General features: G+C 71.3%; 15 protein-coding genes. 5 read left to right on the forward strand and 10 right to left on the reverse strand.

Annotated elements, in window-relative coordinates:
• Positions 1-45: 45 nt before the first annotated feature.
• On the forward strand, positions 46-462 hold the full coding sequence (locus tag ACIQMV_RS31570) for a nitroreductase family deazaflavin-dependent oxidoreductase (RefSeq protein WP_402596671.1): 417 nt from the start codon (positions 46-48) through the stop codon (positions 460-462).
• On the opposite strand, the gene ACIQMV_RS31575 is transcribed toward ACIQMV_RS31570, so the two are convergent.
• A complete protein-coding gene (locus ACIQMV_RS31575) occupies positions 452-1696 on the reverse strand; it encodes a geranylgeranyl reductase family protein (RefSeq protein ID WP_402596634.1) in 1245 nt (414 codons plus the stop codon). The genes ACIQMV_RS31570 and ACIQMV_RS31575 overlap by 11 nt on opposite strands.
• A 216-nt stretch (positions 1697-1912) precedes the next feature.
• On the opposite strand from ACIQMV_RS31575, the gene ACIQMV_RS31580 reads away from it, so the two are divergent.
• Positions 1913-3268 carry a dipeptidase gene (locus ACIQMV_RS31580; RefSeq protein WP_141363811.1) on the forward strand — a complete coding sequence of 452 codons (1356 nt, stop codon included), beginning with the start codon at positions 1913-1915 and terminating at the stop codon, positions 3266-3268.
• A 160-nt stretch (positions 3269-3428) separates the two neighbouring features.
• Positions 3429-4481: a protein kinase family protein gene (locus ACIQMV_RS31585; protein WP_402596635.1), complete on the forward strand. Its 1053-nt coding sequence runs from the start codon at positions 3429-3431 to the stop codon at positions 4479-4481.
• Positions 4482-4490: 9 nt separating this feature from the next.
• On the opposite strand, the gene ACIQMV_RS31590 is transcribed toward ACIQMV_RS31585, so the two are convergent.
• From ACIQMV_RS31590 to ACIQMV_RS31610, 5 genes are all read right to left on the reverse strand, one after another.
• On the reverse strand, positions 4491-5531 hold the full coding sequence (locus tag ACIQMV_RS31590) for an NUDIX domain-containing protein (RefSeq protein WP_402596636.1): 1041 nt from the start codon (positions 5529-5531) through the stop codon (positions 4491-4493).
• Between the two features lie 140 nt (positions 5532-5671).
• Positions 5672-5869: a hypothetical protein gene (locus ACIQMV_RS31595; protein WP_402596637.1), complete on the reverse strand. Its 198-nt coding sequence runs from the start codon at positions 5867-5869 to the stop codon at positions 5672-5674.
• Positions 5870-5927: 58 nt separating this feature from the next.
• Positions 5928-6851, reverse strand: a complete 924-nt coding sequence (locus ACIQMV_RS31600; protein WP_401778824.1) for a carbohydrate ABC transporter permease — start codon at positions 6849-6851, stop codon at positions 5928-5930.
• Complete coding sequence (locus tag ACIQMV_RS31605) at positions 6848-7762, reverse strand: carbohydrate ABC transporter permease (protein WP_402596638.1); 915 nt, start codon at positions 7760-7762, stop codon at positions 6848-6850. The genes ACIQMV_RS31600 and ACIQMV_RS31605 overlap by 4 nt, the downstream gene beginning before the upstream one ends.
• A 19-nt stretch (positions 7763-7781) precedes the next feature.
• Complete coding sequence (locus ACIQMV_RS31610) at positions 7782-9050, reverse strand: ABC transporter substrate-binding protein (protein WP_402596672.1); 1269 nt, start codon at positions 9048-9050, stop codon at positions 7782-7784.
• Between the two features lie 266 nt (positions 9051-9316).
• On the opposite strand from ACIQMV_RS31610, the gene ACIQMV_RS31615 reads away from it, so the two are divergent.
• On the forward strand, positions 9317-11353 hold the full coding sequence (locus ACIQMV_RS31615; protein WP_402596639.1) for an NPCBM/NEW2 domain-containing protein: 2037 nt from the start codon (positions 9317-9319) through the stop codon (positions 11351-11353).
• A 66-nt stretch (positions 11354-11419) separates the two neighbouring features.
• Here the strand turns inward: ACIQMV_RS31615 and ACIQMV_RS31620 are convergent, their stop codons facing one another.
• Both ACIQMV_RS31620 and ACIQMV_RS31625 read right to left on the reverse strand, forming a co-directional pair.
• On the reverse strand, positions 11420-12007 hold the full coding sequence (locus ACIQMV_RS31620) for a hypothetical protein (protein ID WP_402596640.1): 588 nt from the start codon (positions 12005-12007) through the stop codon (positions 11420-11422).
• A gap of 60 nt (positions 12008-12067) precedes the next feature.
• Entirely contained in the window at positions 12068-13021 is a 954-nt protein-coding gene (locus ACIQMV_RS31625; protein ID WP_402596641.1) for an ROK family protein, read from the reverse strand.
• Positions 13022-13245: 224 nt separating this feature from the next.
• Between ACIQMV_RS31625 and ACIQMV_RS31630 the strand changes: the two genes are divergently transcribed.
• Positions 13246-14316 carry a LacI family DNA-binding transcriptional regulator gene (locus tag ACIQMV_RS31630; protein ID WP_402596642.1) on the forward strand — a complete coding sequence of 357 codons (1071 nt, stop codon included), beginning with the start codon at positions 13246-13248 and terminating at the stop codon, positions 14314-14316.
• Positions 14317-14543: 227 nt separating this feature from the next.
• Here the strand turns inward: ACIQMV_RS31630 and ACIQMV_RS31635 are convergent, their stop codons facing one another.
• Positions 14544-15848 carry a DUF6986 family protein gene (locus tag ACIQMV_RS31635; RefSeq protein ID WP_402596643.1) on the reverse strand — a complete coding sequence of 435 codons (1305 nt, stop codon included), beginning with the start codon at positions 15846-15848 and terminating at the stop codon, positions 14544-14546.
• 244 nt (positions 15849-16092) lie between these two features.
• Positions 16093-17055 carry an electron transfer flavoprotein subunit alpha/FixB family protein gene (locus ACIQMV_RS31640; RefSeq protein ID WP_402596644.1) on the reverse strand — a complete coding sequence of 321 codons (963 nt, stop codon included), beginning with the start codon at positions 17053-17055 and terminating at the stop codon, positions 16093-16095.
• Positions 17056-17075 lie beyond the last annotated feature (20 nt).

A 17075-nucleotide genomic window follows, 5' to 3' on the forward strand; every position in this document is an offset into this window, starting at 1 on the left:
ACCTCTTCGTCGTCCTCGTCGCCGTACTACCTCAAGGGCAGCCCGATGGCCGTCCGCCTCAACGGCGTCATCGGCTGGCTGGCCCGCCACGGGCTGAGCCTCGCCGGCTCGGCCGAGCTGTCGGTGCGCGGCCGCAAGAGCGGCGAGCCGCAGCGCATTCCGGTCAACCCGCACACGTACGAGGGCGGGCAGTACCTCGTCTCGGCGCGCGGCCACTCCCAGTGGGTGCGCAACATGCGCGCGGCGGGCGGCGGGGAACTGCGCGTCGGGCGGAAGGTCCGCGAGTTCACCGCGGTGGAGCTGCCCGACGCCGAGAAGCTCCCGGTCCTGCGGACCTACCTGGAGCGGTGGGGCTGGCAGGTCGACGGGTACTTCAAGGGCGTCACGGCGAAGTCCTCCGACGAGGAGATCACCGCGTCCGCCCCCGACCACCCGGTCTTCCGCATCACGGTCAGGAACTGACCGTCTCCTCAGCGGCGGGCGGGGCCGGCCGCCGGTCCAGCGCCGTCAGGGCGCGGTGGGCCATGGGGTGGGTGCGGACGAGTTCACCGAGCGAGGTCGAACCTTGCGTGATCTCCTTGAACGCCTTCCAGGCGGGCCGGAAGCCGGTCAGGACGGCGTGGAAGACCCCCGGCCGGCGCTCGAACACCGCGAGCATCCGCTTGCCCACGGCCATCTCCACGCCCAGCCCCGCCTTGATGGCGAACGCGTAGTTCAGAGCCTGGCGCCGGGCGTCCACCGCGTCGTGCGCCTCGGCGACGCGCACCGCCCACTCCCCCGCGAGCCGCCCGGACCTGAGCGCGAAGGAGATGCCCTCGCGCGTCCACGGTTCGAGGAGTCCGGCCGCGTCCCCGCACACCAGCACCCGCCCGCGCGAGAGCGGCGAGTCCTCGGCCCGGCAGCGCGTCAGATGCCCCGAGGAGATGCTCGGTTCGAACCCGGCCAGGCCCAGCCGGGCGATGAAGTCCTCCAAGTACCGCTTGGTGGCGGCGCCCTCGCCGCGCGCCGAGATCACCCCGACGGTCAGCGTGTCCGCCTTGGGGAAGACCCAGCCGTAACTGCCCGGCATCGGCCCCCAGTCGATGAGCACCCGCGCGCGCCAGTCCTCGGCGACGGTCTCCGGCACCGGGATCTCCGCCTCCAGGCCGAGATCCACCTGGTCCATCTTCACCCCGACATGGGCTCCTATCCGGCCGGCACTGCCGTCGGCGCCGACCACCGCGCGCGCGAGCACCGTCTCACCGCCCTGGAGCACCACGGCGACCGTGCGCCGGTCCGGTACCGCCGAACCGTGCTGCTCGACCCGCGAGACCGCGGCGCCGGTCCGCAGCTCGGCGCCGGCCTTCTGCGCGTGCTCGACCAACTGCTGGTCGAACTCCGGCCGGTTGATCAGGCCGAACATCATCTGCTTGGAGCGGCGGGTGCGGGTGAAGCGGCCGTTGTGGGAAAAGGTCACCGCGTGCACGCGGTCCTTCAGCGGGAGCTCGAAGCCGGGCGGCAGCGAGTCGCGCGAGGGGCCGATGATCCCGCCGCCGCATGTCTTGTACCGGGGCAGCTCCGCCTTCTCCAGCAACAGCACGCGTCGTCCCGCGACCGCCGCCGCGTAGGCGGCCGAGGCCCCCGCGGGTCCCGCGCCCACCACGACGACGTCCCACACCCGCTGCACGTCGTCCGCCGAAGAGTTGTCGCTGCTCACGATGGTCTACCGCTCCCGATCAAGCCGCCTGCCGCTGCTGTCTCCCGCATCCTACGGCGGCCCCGGCGGTGGGCCGCTGTGGGAGGATCGGCAGCGTACGTGCCCCGTACACAGGGTCGCGCCTACGCTGACACGATCATCCGGAATACAGAAGTGCTCGCAAGTATCACTCTGGGTACTCACGAGTGCGCCTTCGCACCTACAAGGAGCGTGCCCATGTCGTCGAATCCGGTCGCCGAGACCGTCGCCTCCCTCATGCCCAGGGCACGGGCGGAACTCGCCGAGCTGGTGGCCTTCCAGTCGGTGGCGGACTTCGACCAGTACCCGAAGAGCGAGAGCGAGGGCGCCGCGAACTGGATCGCCGACGCGCTGCGCGCCGAGGGCTTCACCGACGTGGCCCTGCTCGACACACCGGACGGCACCCAGTCGGTGTACGGCTACCTGCCCGGCCCGGAGGGCGCGAAGACGGTCCTGCTCTACGCCCACTACGACGTGCAGCCGCCGCTGGACGAGGCCGGCTGGACCAGCCCGCCCTTCGAGCTGACCGAGCGTGACGGCCGCTGGTACGGGCGCGGCGCCGCCGACTGCAAGGGCGGCCTCATCATGCACCTGCTCGCCCTGCGCGCCCTGAAGGCCGACGGCGGCGTCCCGGTCAACGTCAAGGTGATAGCCGAAGGCTCCGAGGAGCAGGGCACCGGCGGCCTGGAGCGCTACGCCGAGGAGCACCCCGAACTCCTGACGGCCGACACCATCGTGATCGGCGACACCGGCAACTTCCGCGTCGGTCTGCCCACCGTCACCAGCACCCTGCGCGGCATGACCCTGGTCCGGATCCAGGTCGACACCCTCGAAGGCAACCTGCACTCCGGCCAGTTCGGCGGTGCCGCCCCGGACGCGCTCGCGGCGCTGATCCGTGTGCTGGACTCGCTGCGCGCCGAGGACGGCTCGACGACCGTCGACGGCCTGTCCGGCGACTCCGTCTGGGACGGCCTGGCCTACGAGGAGGAGCAGTTCCGCAAGGACGCCAAGGTGCTGGACGGCGTGGAGCTGATCGGCTCCGGCACGGTCGCCGACCGCATCTGGGCCCGCCCGGCCGTCACCGTGCTCGGCATCGACTGCCCGCCGGTCGTCGGCGCCACCCCGTCCGTGCAGGCCGGCGCCCGCGCCCTGGTCAGCCTGCGGGTGCCGCCGGGCGTCGACGCGGGCGAGGCGACCAAGCTGCTCCAGGCCCACCTGGAGGCCCACACGCCGTGGGGCGCCCGGGTGCGCACCGAGCAGATCGGCCAGGGCCAGGCCTTCCGCGCCGACACCACCAGCCCGGCCTACCGGGCGATGGCCGACGCGATGGCGGTCGCCTACCCCGGTCAGGACATGCAGTACGCCGGTCAGGGCGGCTCCATCCCGCTGTGCAACACCCTCGCCGCGCTCTACCCGCAGGCCGAGATCCTGCTGATCGGCCTGAGCGAGCCGGAGGCGCAGATCCACGCGCTGAACGAGAGCGTCTCCCCCGAGGAGTTGGAGCGCCTGTCGGTGGCGGAGGCCCTGTTCCTGCGCAACTACGCGGCGAGCTGATCCTCGCTCCGTCCGCGGCCCAGGTCCTCCGCCGTACGGCGGGATCCTGGGCCGCGGACGCACTCACGACGGCCTCGACGTTCAACTCCCGTGCCACGACGCGCCGTTCCCGAGGCAAAAGGGGCCGACGAGCGCCCGGCGTCCGGATGAGGATGGGATCATGACCCACTCCACCCGCATCGCGGCACACACCGACATCGCCACCGCCCTCTCGCTCCTCAGCGACGGCGAACTCGCTCAACTCCTCGCAGGCGGCAAGCCGTTCGGCACCGGGATCGGCGGCCGCTCCGCGATCGTCGACGTGGACGGCCACCAGGTCTTCGTCAAGTACGTGCGCCTGACCGACGTCGAACGGCTCACCGACCACCTGCGGTCGACCGCGAACCTCTTCGACCTGCCGCCCTACTTCCACTACGGCATCGGCAGCCCCGGACTCGGGGCGTGGCGGGAACTCGCCACGCACCACATGACGACGAACTGGGTGCTCTCCGGCCGCTTCTCCGGCTTCCCCCTGCTGCACCACTGGCGGGCGCTGCCCGACACGCCCGGACCGCTGCCGGAGCTGCTGGCCGACGTGGAGCGGACCGTCGCCTACTGGGGCGGCGCCCCGCAGGTGGAGCACCGCATCGAGGCCCTGCGCACGGCCACCGCGAGCCTGGTCCTGTTCCTCGAGTACGTGCCGTACACCGCGGACGACTGGCTCGCCGCCCGGCTGCGCGGCGACGCGGCGGACAGCGCGTGCAAGTTCGTCGAAGCTGGCCTTGAGGCCCTCACCGGCTTCCTGCGCGAGCACCGGCTGCTGCACCTGGACGCGCATTTCCACAACATCCTCACCGACGGCACCCGGCTGTACCTCTCCGACTTCGGTCTCGCGCTGAGCGACCGGTTCCGGCTCACCGAGCGGGAGCGCGAGTTCTTCGGCCGGCACCGCGGCTACGACCGCGCCTACACCGTCACGCACCTGGTGAACTGGCTGGTCAACACCCTGTATGCAGACGACCTGGAGGAACGCCGGGCCTTCGTCCGCGCCTGCGCCGACGGCGCGCGGCCCGAGGGCGTCCCGGCGGCGGCCGCGGCGCTTCTGACCCGTCACGCGCCGATCGCCGCGCGCCTGAACGCCTTCCACGACCGCCTGCGCAAGGAGAGCAGGCTGACCCCCTATCCGTACGAGGAACTGCGAAGCGTCGGCGACAACCCCACGCATTCCGCTTAGGCACGGGCGTCAGCCGACCGGGACGCCCGCCTCCAGGTACGCCGCCGCGCCGCGCTCGCGGGCCCGCAGTGCCCAGCGCAGCCGGGCGTAGCGGACGGGCGGGAGCAGGTCGGCGGCCTCCCGCTCGGTGACGAAGCGGCAGGCGCGCAGCTCGGGTCCGGGCAGCAGCAGTCGCTGGGCCGCCGCGGAGTCCAGCCGGCCGCCGTCGAAGAGGAAGCGCAGACCGCCGAAGGCGGGGGGCGCGGGCGGCTCCCAGTCGACGACGAGCAGCCGGGGCACGTCGTCCAGCCGCACCCCTGTCTCCTCGGCGACCTCGCGCATTCCCGCACGGGCCGGTGCCTCACCGGGTTCGACGACACCGCCGGGGAACTCCCAGCCGGGCTTGTAGGTGGGGTCGACGAGCAGTACGCGGTCCCGTTCGTCGAACAGGAGCACCCCGGAGGCGACGGTCTCGGCCGTGGGCTCCGGGGTCTGCACGATGTCGCAGACGGGCACGGCACCGCTGCTGACGGCCTCGACGACGCGGACCGCCGTCTCGTGCGGGGTGAGGGCGCTGGTGTCGACGGGGTGGGCGTCGGCGGTGAGCCAGGAGGCCAGCGCGGTCCGGTAGGGCTCGATGTGGTCGTAGGCCCACTGGCGGACGCGTATCTCGCCGTCGGGCAGGTCGGGCGGGACCTCCCGGTGGGCTATCCGCTCCCGCAGGATCGTTTCGGCCGGGGCGAGGAGTACATGCCGCACGGCGATGCGGCGGGCGGCGAGCCCGCCGAAGATCTCGTCGCGGTGCTCCTGGCGCAGCAGGGTCATGGGCACCACGAGGGTTCCGCCCAGCTCGGCGAGCATCGCGGCCGCCGTGTCGATCACCATGCGCCGCCAGATCGGCAGATCCTGGTAGTCGCCGACCTCGGCGAGGTGTTTGGGCGGCAGCAGATACGTCAGCGCACCGCCGATGACCTCGGGGTCGAAGAGCGTACTGTTCGGGATCAGTTCGATCAGTTCCCGTGCGGTGGTCGTCTTCCCCGCACCGAAAGCGCCGTTGATCCAGACGATCACGGGTCCCCCTCTGCTGTCGGCCCCCTGTGGCTTGCCCGCTCCACCCTGCCACGGAAACCAGCCCCAGTTGAGGGCTGCCCACAGGACGGCGCCGGCACCCCCGCGACGGGGGCGCCGGCGCCGTGCCGGGCCGACGGGCCTCAGCCGTGGTGACGCCCGGGCGCGTTGTCGTCCGTCGTGCGGCCTTCCTGACCGACGACCTGGTCGACGGTGCCCACGATGTCCTTCACGCTCCGATCACCGAGCCCGTCGTGGTCGACGGCGTGCGACGGCGTGACGGCGGCCACGACGAATCCGGTGGCCAGGGACGCGAGGGCGAGCATGCTGCGCTTCTTCATGCTCGGTTCAACTGCGCCGACCGGCCGCGGGTCACGCTCGTGCACCCGACGGGAGCACTCACCCCTTCGTCGACCCCAGCGTCAGTCCCGCGATGAAGTGGCGTTGCAGGAGCAGGAAGACCACGATCGTCGGAAGCGCCACCAGGACCGATCCGGCCGCCAGCAGGTTGTAGTCGGTAAAAAACTGTCCGCGCAGGTTGTTCAGGGAGGAGGTGATCGGGAGCTTGCCGGGGTCGGAGATGAAGATCAGGGCCCAGAGGAAGTCGTTGTAGACCCAGGTGAACTCGAGGGTGGCCAGGGCCGCGAGGGCGGGTCGGCACAGCGGCAGCGTGATGCGCCAGAACCGGGTCCACACACCGGCGCCGTCGACGATCGCCGCCTCCAGGATCTCCTGGGGCAGCGTGCGCATGAAGTTGGCCAGGACGAAGACGCAGAAGCCCAGCTGGAAGCCGATGTTGACGACGATGACGGCCCAGTAGGAGTCGTACATCGTCAGTGAGTCGGACATCCACCACGGCAACGGGATCCTGTTGAACAGGACGTAGAGGGGCGTGACGATCACCTGCTGCGGGAGCAGGTTTCCCGCCGTGAAGAACATCAGCAGGACGAGGCCGCCGCGCAGTCTCAGGCGCGAGACCGCGAACGCCACGAACGCCGCCAGGAACAGCGTGACGATCACCGCGGGCACCGCGATGATCAGCGTGTTGACGAAGTACCCGCCCATGCCGGACTCGGTGTAGGCCTGGCGGTAGTACGCGAAGGACAGACGGCTGGGCCAGGAGAAGTAGCCGTTCTGTGCCGTGTCCTGGTAGGGGCGCAGGGAGGCGTAGACGGCGAGCAGCAGCGGCGCGACGAACGCCAGCGACACCGCCGCCAGGAAGATCTGCACGCCCCAGCGGCCCCGCCGCCGGGGTCCCGCCGGCCGTGCGGGCGCCGGCGCCGGGCGGTGTACGGGCGCGGTGGTGCGGATGTCTGCCGTCATCGGTCGCGGGCCCCTCGCAGCTCTTGGACCAGGAACGTCACGATGCCCCCCAGGGACACGGTGAGCAGGACCACGGCGATGGCGGAGCCGAAGCCGATGCGGCTCGCCTCGCCGATGATGTTGTCGGTGATCAGCACCGACAGCAGTTCCAGGCCGTTGCGGCCCTTGTTGACCGCGTAGACGATGTCGAAGGCGCGCAGCGCCTCGATGACCGTGATGACGCCGACCACGACGTTCACCGGGCGCAGTGTCGGCAGGACCACGCGGAAGAACGTCTGGCGTTCGTTCGCCCCGTCGATCGCCGCCGCCTCCTTCAGCGCCGGGTCGACGGACTTCAGGCCGGCCAGGTAGAGGATCATGACGTAGCCGACGTGCCGCCAGCTCGCCGCGATCATCATCATCCAGATGTTGAGGCGGGAGTCTCCGAGCCAGTCGACGGGGTCGGCGCGGTTGCCGAGAAGGGTGTTGACCGCGCCCTGGTCGGTGCCCAGCAGCAGTTGGGCGATGAAGCCGACGATGGCCAGGGAGAGCACCACCGGCAGGTAGAGCACGGACTGGTAGAAGCGGCTGAAGCGGACCCCCCGGTCGATGAGCACGGCCAGGAACAGTCCGAACGGCGTCGCGATCAGCCCGAGGAAGAGCAGCCAGAGAACGTTATGGCGGACCGCGGGCCAGAACGGCGGGTAGTTCTCCGCGAGGTTCCGGTAGTTCTCGCCCCCGGCCCAGTGGATGTCCCCGATGCCGTCCCAGGAGGTGAAGGACAGTCCGATGGAGGCCAGCGTCGGACCCCAGACGATGGCGACGTCGAGCAGCACCGGTATGCCGAGCAGCACGACGAGGACGGCGAGGTCGCGACGGGTGAACCGGCGCAGCCGTGGCCGTCCGGTTCGCCGCGGGGAGGTGAGCGCCACGGAAGATGTCCCCCAGTGATCAGCCGACGGGCTGCGAGAAGATGGTCTTCTTCTGCCGTTCGATGCTGTTGCACAGCCCGTCGACGTCCTTCGGGTCGCCGATGAAGTCCTGGATCGCCTGGATCATCACGGTGGAGGCGAAGTCGGGGCGGGTGTCGCGGTCCAGGAACTGCGAGATCTGCCGGGCGCCGGAGACGAGTTCGGCGGACTTCTTCTGCAGGGCGCTGTACTTGGAGGTGTCGGCGCCGGAGTTGACGGCCACGTTGTTCGGGTCGTACTGGAGGTAGATGTCCTCGGCCTTCGGTGTGCCGAGCCACTTGAGCAGGTCCTTGGCGGCGGCGACGTTCTTGGACTTCTTCGCCACCAGGAAGCCGTCGATGGGCGCCTCCACGGCGTCCTGGCCGTACTGCGGGTCGATCTCGGGAAACGCGAAGAAGTCGATGTCGTCGCGCTCGTTCTCCGGGAACTGGCTGCCGGGGTGCGGCATGCCGAAGACGGCCATGCCCGTCCTGCGCTGCTGAAGGCTCTGCCCGGCCTCCTCCCAGGTCCGGCCGAGGGCGCCCTTCTGGTAGTACGGCATGAGTTCGCGCCAGGTGTCGAAGACCTTCTTCACCCGATTGTCGGTCCACGCCTCCTGGCCCGCCATCAGGGACTTGTGGAAGTCGTATCCGTTCAGGCGCAGGTTGATGTAGTCGAAGGTGCCCATGGCGGGCCAGCCGTCCTTGTCGCTGAAGGCGACCGGGGTGCCGTCCTTGGACATCTGCTTGGCCAGCGCGATGAACTGGTCCCAGGTCTTGGGCTGCTGGTAGCCCTTCTGCTGGAACAGGCTCGTCCGGTGGAAGACGGCCCACGGATAGTAGTAGTACGGCACGAAGAACTGCCGGCCGTCGTGCGTCGACTGCGCCTTGAGGGCGTCGGAGAACCCGGAGAAGGACGACCACACGTCGCTGATGTCGGTCAGCAGCCCCTTCTCCGCGAAGTACTGCATGCGGTACCCGGCGAACCACATGAAGACGTCGTCGGGCCGGCCCTGGAGATACCGGTTGATGTTCTCCTGGAAGTCGTTGTGGTCCTTGGTGTTGACCTTGACCTTCTTGCCGGACTGCTTCCGGTAGGCGTCGAACGCCGCCGCGTACGCCTTCTTCGGTACCGCGTCCGAGGCGTTCGACCCGACGCTGACCTCGTTCTTGCCGCCACCGGGCCCGGAACCGCAGGCGGACAGCAGGGCGGGAAGTGTGACCATGCCCGCTCCGAGGGCCGCACCCCGCAGAACATTGCGCCGGGAGATCGGATGTCCTGCTTCATCTGTCGGCGGAACGAGCCGGTTGAACGATGACTGCGCCATATCCCCCTCCTCGGGGTGCACCCAACACAACCGAACGAGAGGGTTGGATCTCACCGCCAACTTGCCTTGGAGTCAAGGGCTCTGACGGGATATCGAACAACCGTTACCGCTTCTCTTCCAACAGAGTCCGACAGCTCCTACCATAACCGCGCACCGATGACGCGGACATGATGTCATCCCATCTTTCGCGAGTTCGGAGGAGCGTTCTTATGCGTCACCCGCACATGCGCACCGCCCGCCGCACAGTGGTCGGGGCTCTGGCCGCAGGACTGCTGTGCACCACGGGACTCGCCGTCCCGGCCGTGGCCGCGCCCGCCGCAGCGGCCCCCGATCGGGAGTCCGTCACGCCCACGCGGTCCGACGGGCTCGCCCTCACCCCTCCGATGGGCTTCAACAACTGGAACTCCACGCACTGCCGGGCCGAGTTCGACGAGTCCATGGTCAAGGGCATCGCCGACCTCTTCGTCGCCAAGGGGCTGAAGGACGCCGGGTACCAGTACGTCAACCTCGACGACTGCTGGGCCCTGCCCGCCCGCGACGCGAACGGCAAGCTCGTGCCCGACCCGGTCCGGTTCCCGAACGGCATCGAGGCCGTCGCGGACTACGTGCACTCCAAGGGACTCAAGCTGGGCATCTACACCAGCGCCGGCACCAAGACGTGCAACAGCGCCGGATTCCCCGGCGCGCTCGGCCACGAGTACAGCGACGCCCAGCAGTTCGCCGACTGGGGTGTGGACTACCTCAAGTACGACAACTGCAACAACCAGGGCGTGGACGCCGAGCTGCGGTACACCACCATGCGGGACGCGCTGAGGGCGACCGGCCGGCCCATCGTCTACAGCCTCTGCGAATGGGGCGAGAACAAGCCCTGGGAATGGGCCTCCGACGTCGGGCACCTGTGGCGCACGACCGGTGACATCAGCGACAGCTGGGGCTCGATGCTGTCGATCCTGAAGCAGAACCTGCCGCTCGCCCCGTACGCCGGTCCGGGCCACTGGAACGACCCCGACATGCTGGAGGTCGGCAACGGCGGCATGACGGACGCCGAGTACCGCACCCACTTCTCGATGTGGTCCGTGATGGCCGCGCCCCTCCTCATCGGATCGGACCTGCGCAAGGCCTCCGAGGCGACCTTCGACATCCTGGCCAACAAGGAGGTCATCGCCGTCGACCAGGACCCGCTGGGCGAGCAGGGCGCCGTCGTCTCCTCCGAGGGCGGGCGCTGGGTCGTGGCCAAGGAGATGAAGGACGGCAGCCGCGCCGTCGCCCTGTTCAACGAGACCGGCAGCCCGCAGCGCGTCGCCACCTCCGCGCGGGCCGTGGGCCTGCCCGACGCCGCCGCCTACACCCTGCGCGATCTGTGGCGGCACCGCTCCTACAACACCGCGGGCACGATCTCGGCGACCGTTCCGGCCCACGGCACCGTCCTGGTCCGGGTCTTCCCCGACCGTCGCTGGGCAGCGAACCCGCCCGCCGTCGAACTCGGCCTGGACGGCACTCCGTTGCTGGAGGCGGGCAAGCCAGCGACGCTGACCACGACCGTCACCGACCTGGGCCGTACGCCGGCCACGCAGGTCTCCGTGGCCCTGACCGGCCCCGAGGGCTGGACGGTACGGCCCGAGTCCGCGACCCGCGCCGAGTCGGTACCGACGGGCAAGGCGCTGCGCACCCGCTGGACGGTCACCGCACCGGCCGGAACGCCGACGGGGTCGTACGACCTGACGCTTCAGGCGAGTCACCGCTCCCCCGGCGGCGCCCGCGCCGACGGCGTCCTGGCCTTCGCCGCCGGCGTGGTGGTGCGGCCGCCCGCCGGGACGTCGTACCTCAGTGACCTTCCCTGGCTCTCGGCCACCAACGGCTACGGCCCGGTGGAACGCGACACCAGCAACGGCGAGAGCGCCGCCGGTGACGGTCACCCGATCACCCTCGGCGGGGTCGTGTACGCCAAGGGGCTCGGCGTCCACGCGGAGAGCGCCGTCGAGTACTACACCGGCGGGACCTGCCGGACGGTCACCGCCGACGTCGGCGTCGACGACGAGAAGAACGGCAAGGGCACGGTCGCGTTCGAGATCTGGGCGGACGGCAGGAAGGCCGCCGCCACCGGGGTCCTCACCAACGCGACCGGCGCGCGGCCGCTGTCGGCCGACGTGACCGGCGCGCAGGTGGTCCGCCTCGTCGTCACGGACGGCGGCGACGGCATCGACTCCGACCACGCGGACTGGGCGGACGCCCGCCTGATGTGCTGAGCCGTGCGAGGAGGCGTTCCCCGGCGACTCACGCGCCGGGAGCGCCTCCTCGCACGCGTCCCGCTCTCAGAGGGGGCCGAGGTCGCCCAGCGGGTCCTCGTAGGGGTCCGGCCGCTGCCGCCCCAGGAAGAGCACCAGCGAGGCGGCGACGGCCACCAGCCCCGGCACCACGCTGAGCGGGCCCGGCCCCAGGGCCCACCAGCACACGACGAACAGCGGCGGCGAGAAGGCGACCGCCACCAACGCGATGCGCTGGGTGGCCCCGGCCGACCAGGCCGACCGCAACGGGCCCGGGTCGGTCCGCCACCGCAGGACCATGCCGATCACGACCAGGGATGTCGTCACGACGCAGGTCGGCAGGCCGATGTGCGGGAGCTTCTGCCATGCCACCCCGGAACTCGGTTCGAGCAACAGCGCGCCCTGCACGAGCGCCCCGGCGCCGATCAGGGCGAAGGCTCCACCGAACGTCCGGACGAGCTTGATGTCGCGTGACGTTCTCGGCCGCCACGGCCGGCCGTTCAGCCGGAACCTCTGCCGTGTCGCCCCGCGATGGTCGAAGGCCAGTCCGCCGCCGAACACGACGGCCACGACTCCCCACACCAGCAGGAAAAGCGCCAGGGCGTTTCCGCCCCCGGCCGTACTCTGCTGCGCCACCACCAGTCCCCCTCCGGCTTCCGACGTGCACGGCTCACATCATGGACCGCGGCCGCCGTTTCAGACCCCGGCCGCCGTCACGCCCGTTCGCGCCGCGAGCGCTGCCGCCGCCGCTCCCACCAGGCCGGCGTCCGTGCCCATCTGGGCCGGGGCGACCGTCAGACGCCGTACGAAGGAGAGGGTGGCGTAGTCGGCCAGGGCCCGGCGCAGCGGGGCGAGGAGCACCTCCCCCGCCTTGGCCACTCCCCCGCCGATCACCGCGATGTCGATCTCGACCAGGGTCGCGGTGGCGGCGATGCCCGCGGCCAGGGCGCGGGCGGCGCGGGCGAAGGAAGCCATGGCGACCGGGTCCCCGGCGCGGGCTGCGGCGGCCACCGCGGCGGCCGAGGTGTCGCCGTCGGGGCCCGGGCGCCAGCCGTCGTCCAGGGCCCGGCGGGCGATGTTCGGGCCGCTCGCGATGCGCTCCACGCAGCCCCGCGAACCGCACGGGCACGGGTCGCCGTCGAGGTCGACGCTGATGTGGCCGATGTGTCCGGAGTTGCCAGTCGGGCCGGGGTGCAGCCGCCCGTCGAGGACCAGGCCGCCGCCGACGCCGGTGGAGACGACCATGCACAGCGCGTTGTCGTGTCCGCGGGCGGCACCCTGCCAGTGCTCGGCCGCCGCGATCGCCACACCGTCGCCGATCAGTTCCACGGGCAGGCCGCCGGCCGCGGCACGGGCCCGCTCGACCAGCGGATAGCCCCGCCAGCCGGGCACGTTGACCGGACTGACCGTGCCCGCGGAGGCGTCCACCGGGCCCGCGCTGCCGATACCCAGGACCGTGGCACGCCCCCACAGCGGCGACGCTCCCAGCTCACCGAGCACCTCCGCCACGGCCCGCATCACGGTGTCCCCGTTCTCCTGCGCGGGCGTCGGGCGCTGCGCGCGCACCAGGATGCCGCCGCGGCCGTCCACCAGCGCTCCGGCGATCTTGGTGCCGCCGATGTCCAGCGCAGCCACGAGGTCGGTGTGCATCAGAGTCAGATCTCCCCGTCAACCATGAGAAAACCAAGAGGTGGGCGCAGTCCGGTATCGCTGTGGGGGGCGCGGTCCGGAGTATGCGGTGGACAGTCTCTCGTGCTTATGACAACGTTGTCCAGGTTCTATGCTCGACGCCACATCCTCATACGAACCCACGGACCGACGCATCCCCGTGGACGCGATTCGTCCCCGTGGACGACAGGACAGGACGCCGCACCGTGCCCGAGACCGCCCGTCGAGCAGACCGCCCCGCAGACCACCCGCATCGCGGCTCCGGGAACCGCTACGGCAGCCGTCCGACGATGAAGGACGTGGCGGCACGCGCGGGCGTCGGCTTGAAGACCGTCTCCCGTGTGGTCAACGGCGAGCCCGGGGTCACCCCGGACACGGAGCGGCGCGTCCAGGACGCCATCGCGGCCCTGGGCTTCCGCCGCAACGACAGCGCGCGGGTGCTGCGCAAGGGCCGTACGTCGAGCGTGGGCCTGGTCCTGGAAGACCTCGCCGACCCGTTCTACGGGCCGCTGAGCCGCGCGGTGGAGGAGGTGGCCCGCGCCCACGGCGCCCTGCTCATCAACGGCTCCAGCGCGGAGGACCCGGAGCGCGAGCAGGAACTGGCGCTGGCACTGTGCGCACGGCGGGTGGACGGGCTGGTCGTGATCCCGGCCGGTGACGACCACCGGTATCTGGAGCCGGAGATCAAGGCGGGCGTCGCGACCGTGTTCGTGGACCGTCCGGCCGGGAACATCGAAGCCGACGTCGTACTGTCGGACAACTTCGGCGGCGCCCGCAACGGTGTCGCCCACCTGATCGCCCACGGCCACCGCCGGATCGGCTTCATCGGCGACATGCCCCGCATCCACACGGCCGCCGAGCGTCTGCGCGGCTACCGAGCGGCGATGGAGGACGCGGGCATAGCGGTCGAGAACTCCTGGATGTCGCTGGGCGTCACGGACCCGGAACGGGTGCGCCGCGCCGCCGAGACGATGCTGTCCGGGCCCGATCCGGTCACCGCGGTCTTCGCGGGCAACAACCGGGTGACCGTCACCGTGATCCGCGTGCTGGCCGAGCAGGCGCGCCGGGTCGCCCTCGTCGGCTTCGACGACATCGAACTGGCCGATCTGCTCCAGCCGGGCGTCACCGTCGTCGCCCAGGACGCGGCAGCCCTCGGCCGGACCGCCGCCGAGCGCCTCTTCCGCCAGCTGGACGGCACCCTCCTCGCCCCGGAACGCATCGAACTCCCGACCCGGCTGGTCACCCGCGGCTCGGGCGAACTGCCACCGTCGGACTGAACCACTCGTGGGGCCGCCCCCGTTGCGGGCTCTCCGGGAGGCACCCGGGCGATGCTGCGCGCGGCAGGGCCGGATCCGCCGCCTGCGCGCGCGGGGCAGGTGGGACACGCGGCTGGACACCCGTACCAGGTGGAGCACGCGGATGATCGAGGCGGCGCCGAGACACGCACGGGGGCGTGACCGCGGGAGTCAGGACCCCGCGGCCACGCCCCTGTCGGTGTCCCCGGCTACTGCGCCGAGGCGGTCAGGTCGCCGCGGCGCGGGGCGGAGAAGGACTCCAGGTCGGCGCGGGTCAGGCCGGTGAGCCGGGCGACCTCGGCGGAGTCGAGGGCGCCGCAGTCCAGGCCGCGCAGCAGGTAGCCGCTGAGCGCCTTGGCGGTGGCGGGCTCGTCCATGACGTCGCCGCCGGCACGGCTGACGTAGCGGGCCAGGCGGGCCGCCGCCTGCTCGAAGCCCTCGCGGTAGAAGGCGAACACGGCCGCGTACCGGGTGGGGATGTGGCCGGGGTGCATGTCCCAGCCCTGGTAGTAGGCGCGGGCCAGGGCGCGGCGGGTGAGGCCGAAGTGCAGTCGCCAGGCGTCGTGCACCTTCTCGGTCGGGCCGACCGGCAGGACGTTGGTGGAGCCGTCCGAGACGCGTACGCCCGTGCCTGCCGCGGCGACCTGCATCACGGCCTTGGCGTAGTCGGCGGCCGGGTGGTCGCTGGCCTGGTAGGCGGCGGAGACACCGAGACAGGCGCTGTAGTCGAAGGTGCCGTAGTGCAGTCCGGTCGCGCGGCCCTCGGCGGCCTGGATCATCCGGGCGACGGTGGCGGTGCCGTCGACGGCGAGGATGGACTGGCTGGTCTCGATCTGGAGCTCGAAGCCGAGGCGGCCGGGCGCCAGCCCATGGGCCTTCTCGAAGGCCTCGAGCAGCCGGGCCATGGCGGTGACCTGCTCGGGATAGGTCACCTTCGGCAGGGTCAGGACCAGCCCCTCGGGCAGGCCCCCGTCCGCCATCAGGCCGGTGAGGAAGATGTCGAGGGTACGGATGCCCCGGTCGCGGACCGCCGCCTCCAGACACTTCATGCGGATGCCCATGTAGGGGGCGGCCGTTCCGTTCCGGTACGCCTCGGCGACCAGCCTGGCCGCGCGGGCGGCCGCCTCGTCCTCCTCCGCGTCCGGGCGGGGGCCGTAGCCGTCCTCGAAGTCGATCCGCAGGTCCTCGACGGGCTCCCGCTCCAGCTTGGCGCGGACGCGGTCGTACACGGGAGCGGCCAGTTCGTCGCTCAGGCCGAGGACGGCGGCGAAGGAGGCCGCGTCCGGGGCGTGTTCGTCGAGCGCGGCGAGCGCCTGGTCGCCCCAGGAGCGGATGGTGCCGGCGTCGAAGACGTCGCCGGGCACGTAGACGGTGTGCACGGGCTGGCGGGTACCGGGGTCGCCCGGGTAGAGGCGCTCCAGTTCGGCGTCGACCGGCGCGAGGGAGGCGCTGATCTCCTCGCTGACGGCGCCCGCGAGGCTCGTCGCCACGTTCTCCTGCTGGCCCTGACCCATCCCACACCCTCCTGTTTTCCGCTTCTCGGAATCAATAATCCGCAGTACGAAGTTATCCGTGGATCTTCCCGTGGGTCAACACCGTCTTTCGCGCGACCGCCCACGCCTTCATCCTGGCGCGCGGGAGGAGGGGATCACCCGTTGATGCTCCGGGGCTCCGGGGGTGTGCCGCCAGGACGAGCCGAGGCCCCCGCGTCCCACCCGGACAGGGCGGGGCACGGGGGCCTCGGTCGGCGTCGGAGGATCAGCCCTTGCGGGCCTTGATCTCCTCGGTGAGCTGCGGGACGACCGCGAACAGGTCGCCGACCACGCCGTAGTCGACCAGGTCGAAGATCGGGGCCTCGGAGTCCTTGTTGACCGCGACGATCGTCTTCGAGGTCTGCATGCCGGCCCGGTGCTGGATCGCGCCGGAGATGCCGTTGGCGATGTACAGCTGCGGGGACACGGACTTGCCGGTCTGGCCGACCTGGCTGGTGTGCGGGTACCAGCCGGCGTCGACGGCGGCACGCGAGGCGCCGACGGCCGCGCCGAGGGAGTCGGCGAGCGCCTCGATGACCGCGAAGTTCTCCGCGCCGTTCACGCCACGGCCGCCGGAGACCACGATCGCGGCCTCGGTCAGCTCCGGACGCCCGGTCGACTCACGCGGCGTCCGGCCGGTGACCTTGGTGCCGGTCGCCTGGGCGGAGAAGGACACGTTCAGCGCCTCGACCGCACCGGCGGCCGGGGCGGCCTCCACGGCGGCCGAGTTCGGCTTGACGGTGATGACCGGGGTGCCCTTGGAGACACGGGACTTGGTGCTGTACGAGGCGGCGAACACCGACTGGGTGGCCATCGGACCCTCGTCGCCGGCCTCCAGGTCGACGGCGTCGGTGATGATGCCGGAACCGATGCGCAGCGCCAGGCGGGCGGCGATCTCCTTGCCCTCGGCGGAGGACGGGACGAGCACGGCGGCCGGGGAGACGGCCTCGACCGCGGCCTGGAGGGCGTCCACCTTCGGCACGACCAGGTAGTCGGCGTACTCGGGCGCGTCGTGGGTGAGGACCTTCGCCGCGCCGTGCTCGGCGAGCGTCGCGGCGGTGTCCGCGGCACCCGCGCCGAGGGCGACGGCGACCGGCTCGCCGATGCGGCGGGCCAGGGTCAGCAGCTCCAGGGTCGGCTTGCGGACGGCACCGTCCACGTGGTCGACGTAGACGAGGACTTCAGCCATGGGACTTCTTCTCTCCTGCT

This window comes from Streptomyces sp. NPDC091412, assembly GCF_044756885.1.
Classification (GTDB): domain Bacteria; phylum Actinomycetota; class Actinomycetes; order Streptomycetales; family Streptomycetaceae; genus Streptomyces.

Bases quoted from the DNA above. Each gene is read 5' to 3' on its own strand.
- ACIQMV_RS31570 (WP_402596671.1), top strand. From the start codon at position 46: ATGGCCGTCCGCCTCAACGGCGTCATCGGCTGGCTGGCCCGCCACGGG.
- ACIQMV_RS31580 (WP_141363811.1), top strand. From the start codon at position 1,913: ATGTCGTCGAATCCGGTCGCCGAGACCGTCGCCTCCCTCATGCCCAGG.
- ACIQMV_RS31585 (WP_402596635.1), top strand. From the start codon at position 3,429: ATGACCCACTCCACCCGCATCGCGGCACACACCGACATCGCCACCGCC.
- ACIQMV_RS31595 (WP_402596637.1), bottom strand. From the start codon at position 5,869: ATGAAGAAGCGCAGCATGCTCGCCCTCGCGTCCCTGGCCACCGGATTC.
- ACIQMV_RS31600 (WP_401778824.1), bottom strand. From the start codon at position 6,851: ATGACGGCAGACATCCGCACCACCGCGCCCGTACACCGCCCGGCGCCG.
- ACIQMV_RS31615 (WP_402596639.1), top strand. From the start codon at position 9,317: ATGCGTCACCCGCACATGCGCACCGCCCGCCGCACAGTGGTCGGGGCT.
- ACIQMV_RS31625 (WP_402596641.1), bottom strand. From the start codon at position 13,021: ATGCACACCGACCTCGTGGCTGCGCTGGACATCGGCGGCACCAAGATC.
- ACIQMV_RS31635 (WP_402596643.1), bottom strand. From the start codon at position 15,848: ATGGGTCAGGGCCAGCAGGAGAACGTGGCGACGAGCCTCGCGGGCGCC.
- ACIQMV_RS31640 (WP_402596644.1), bottom strand. From the start codon at position 17,055: ATGGCTGAAGTCCTCGTCTACGTCGACCACGTGGACGGTGCCGTCCGC.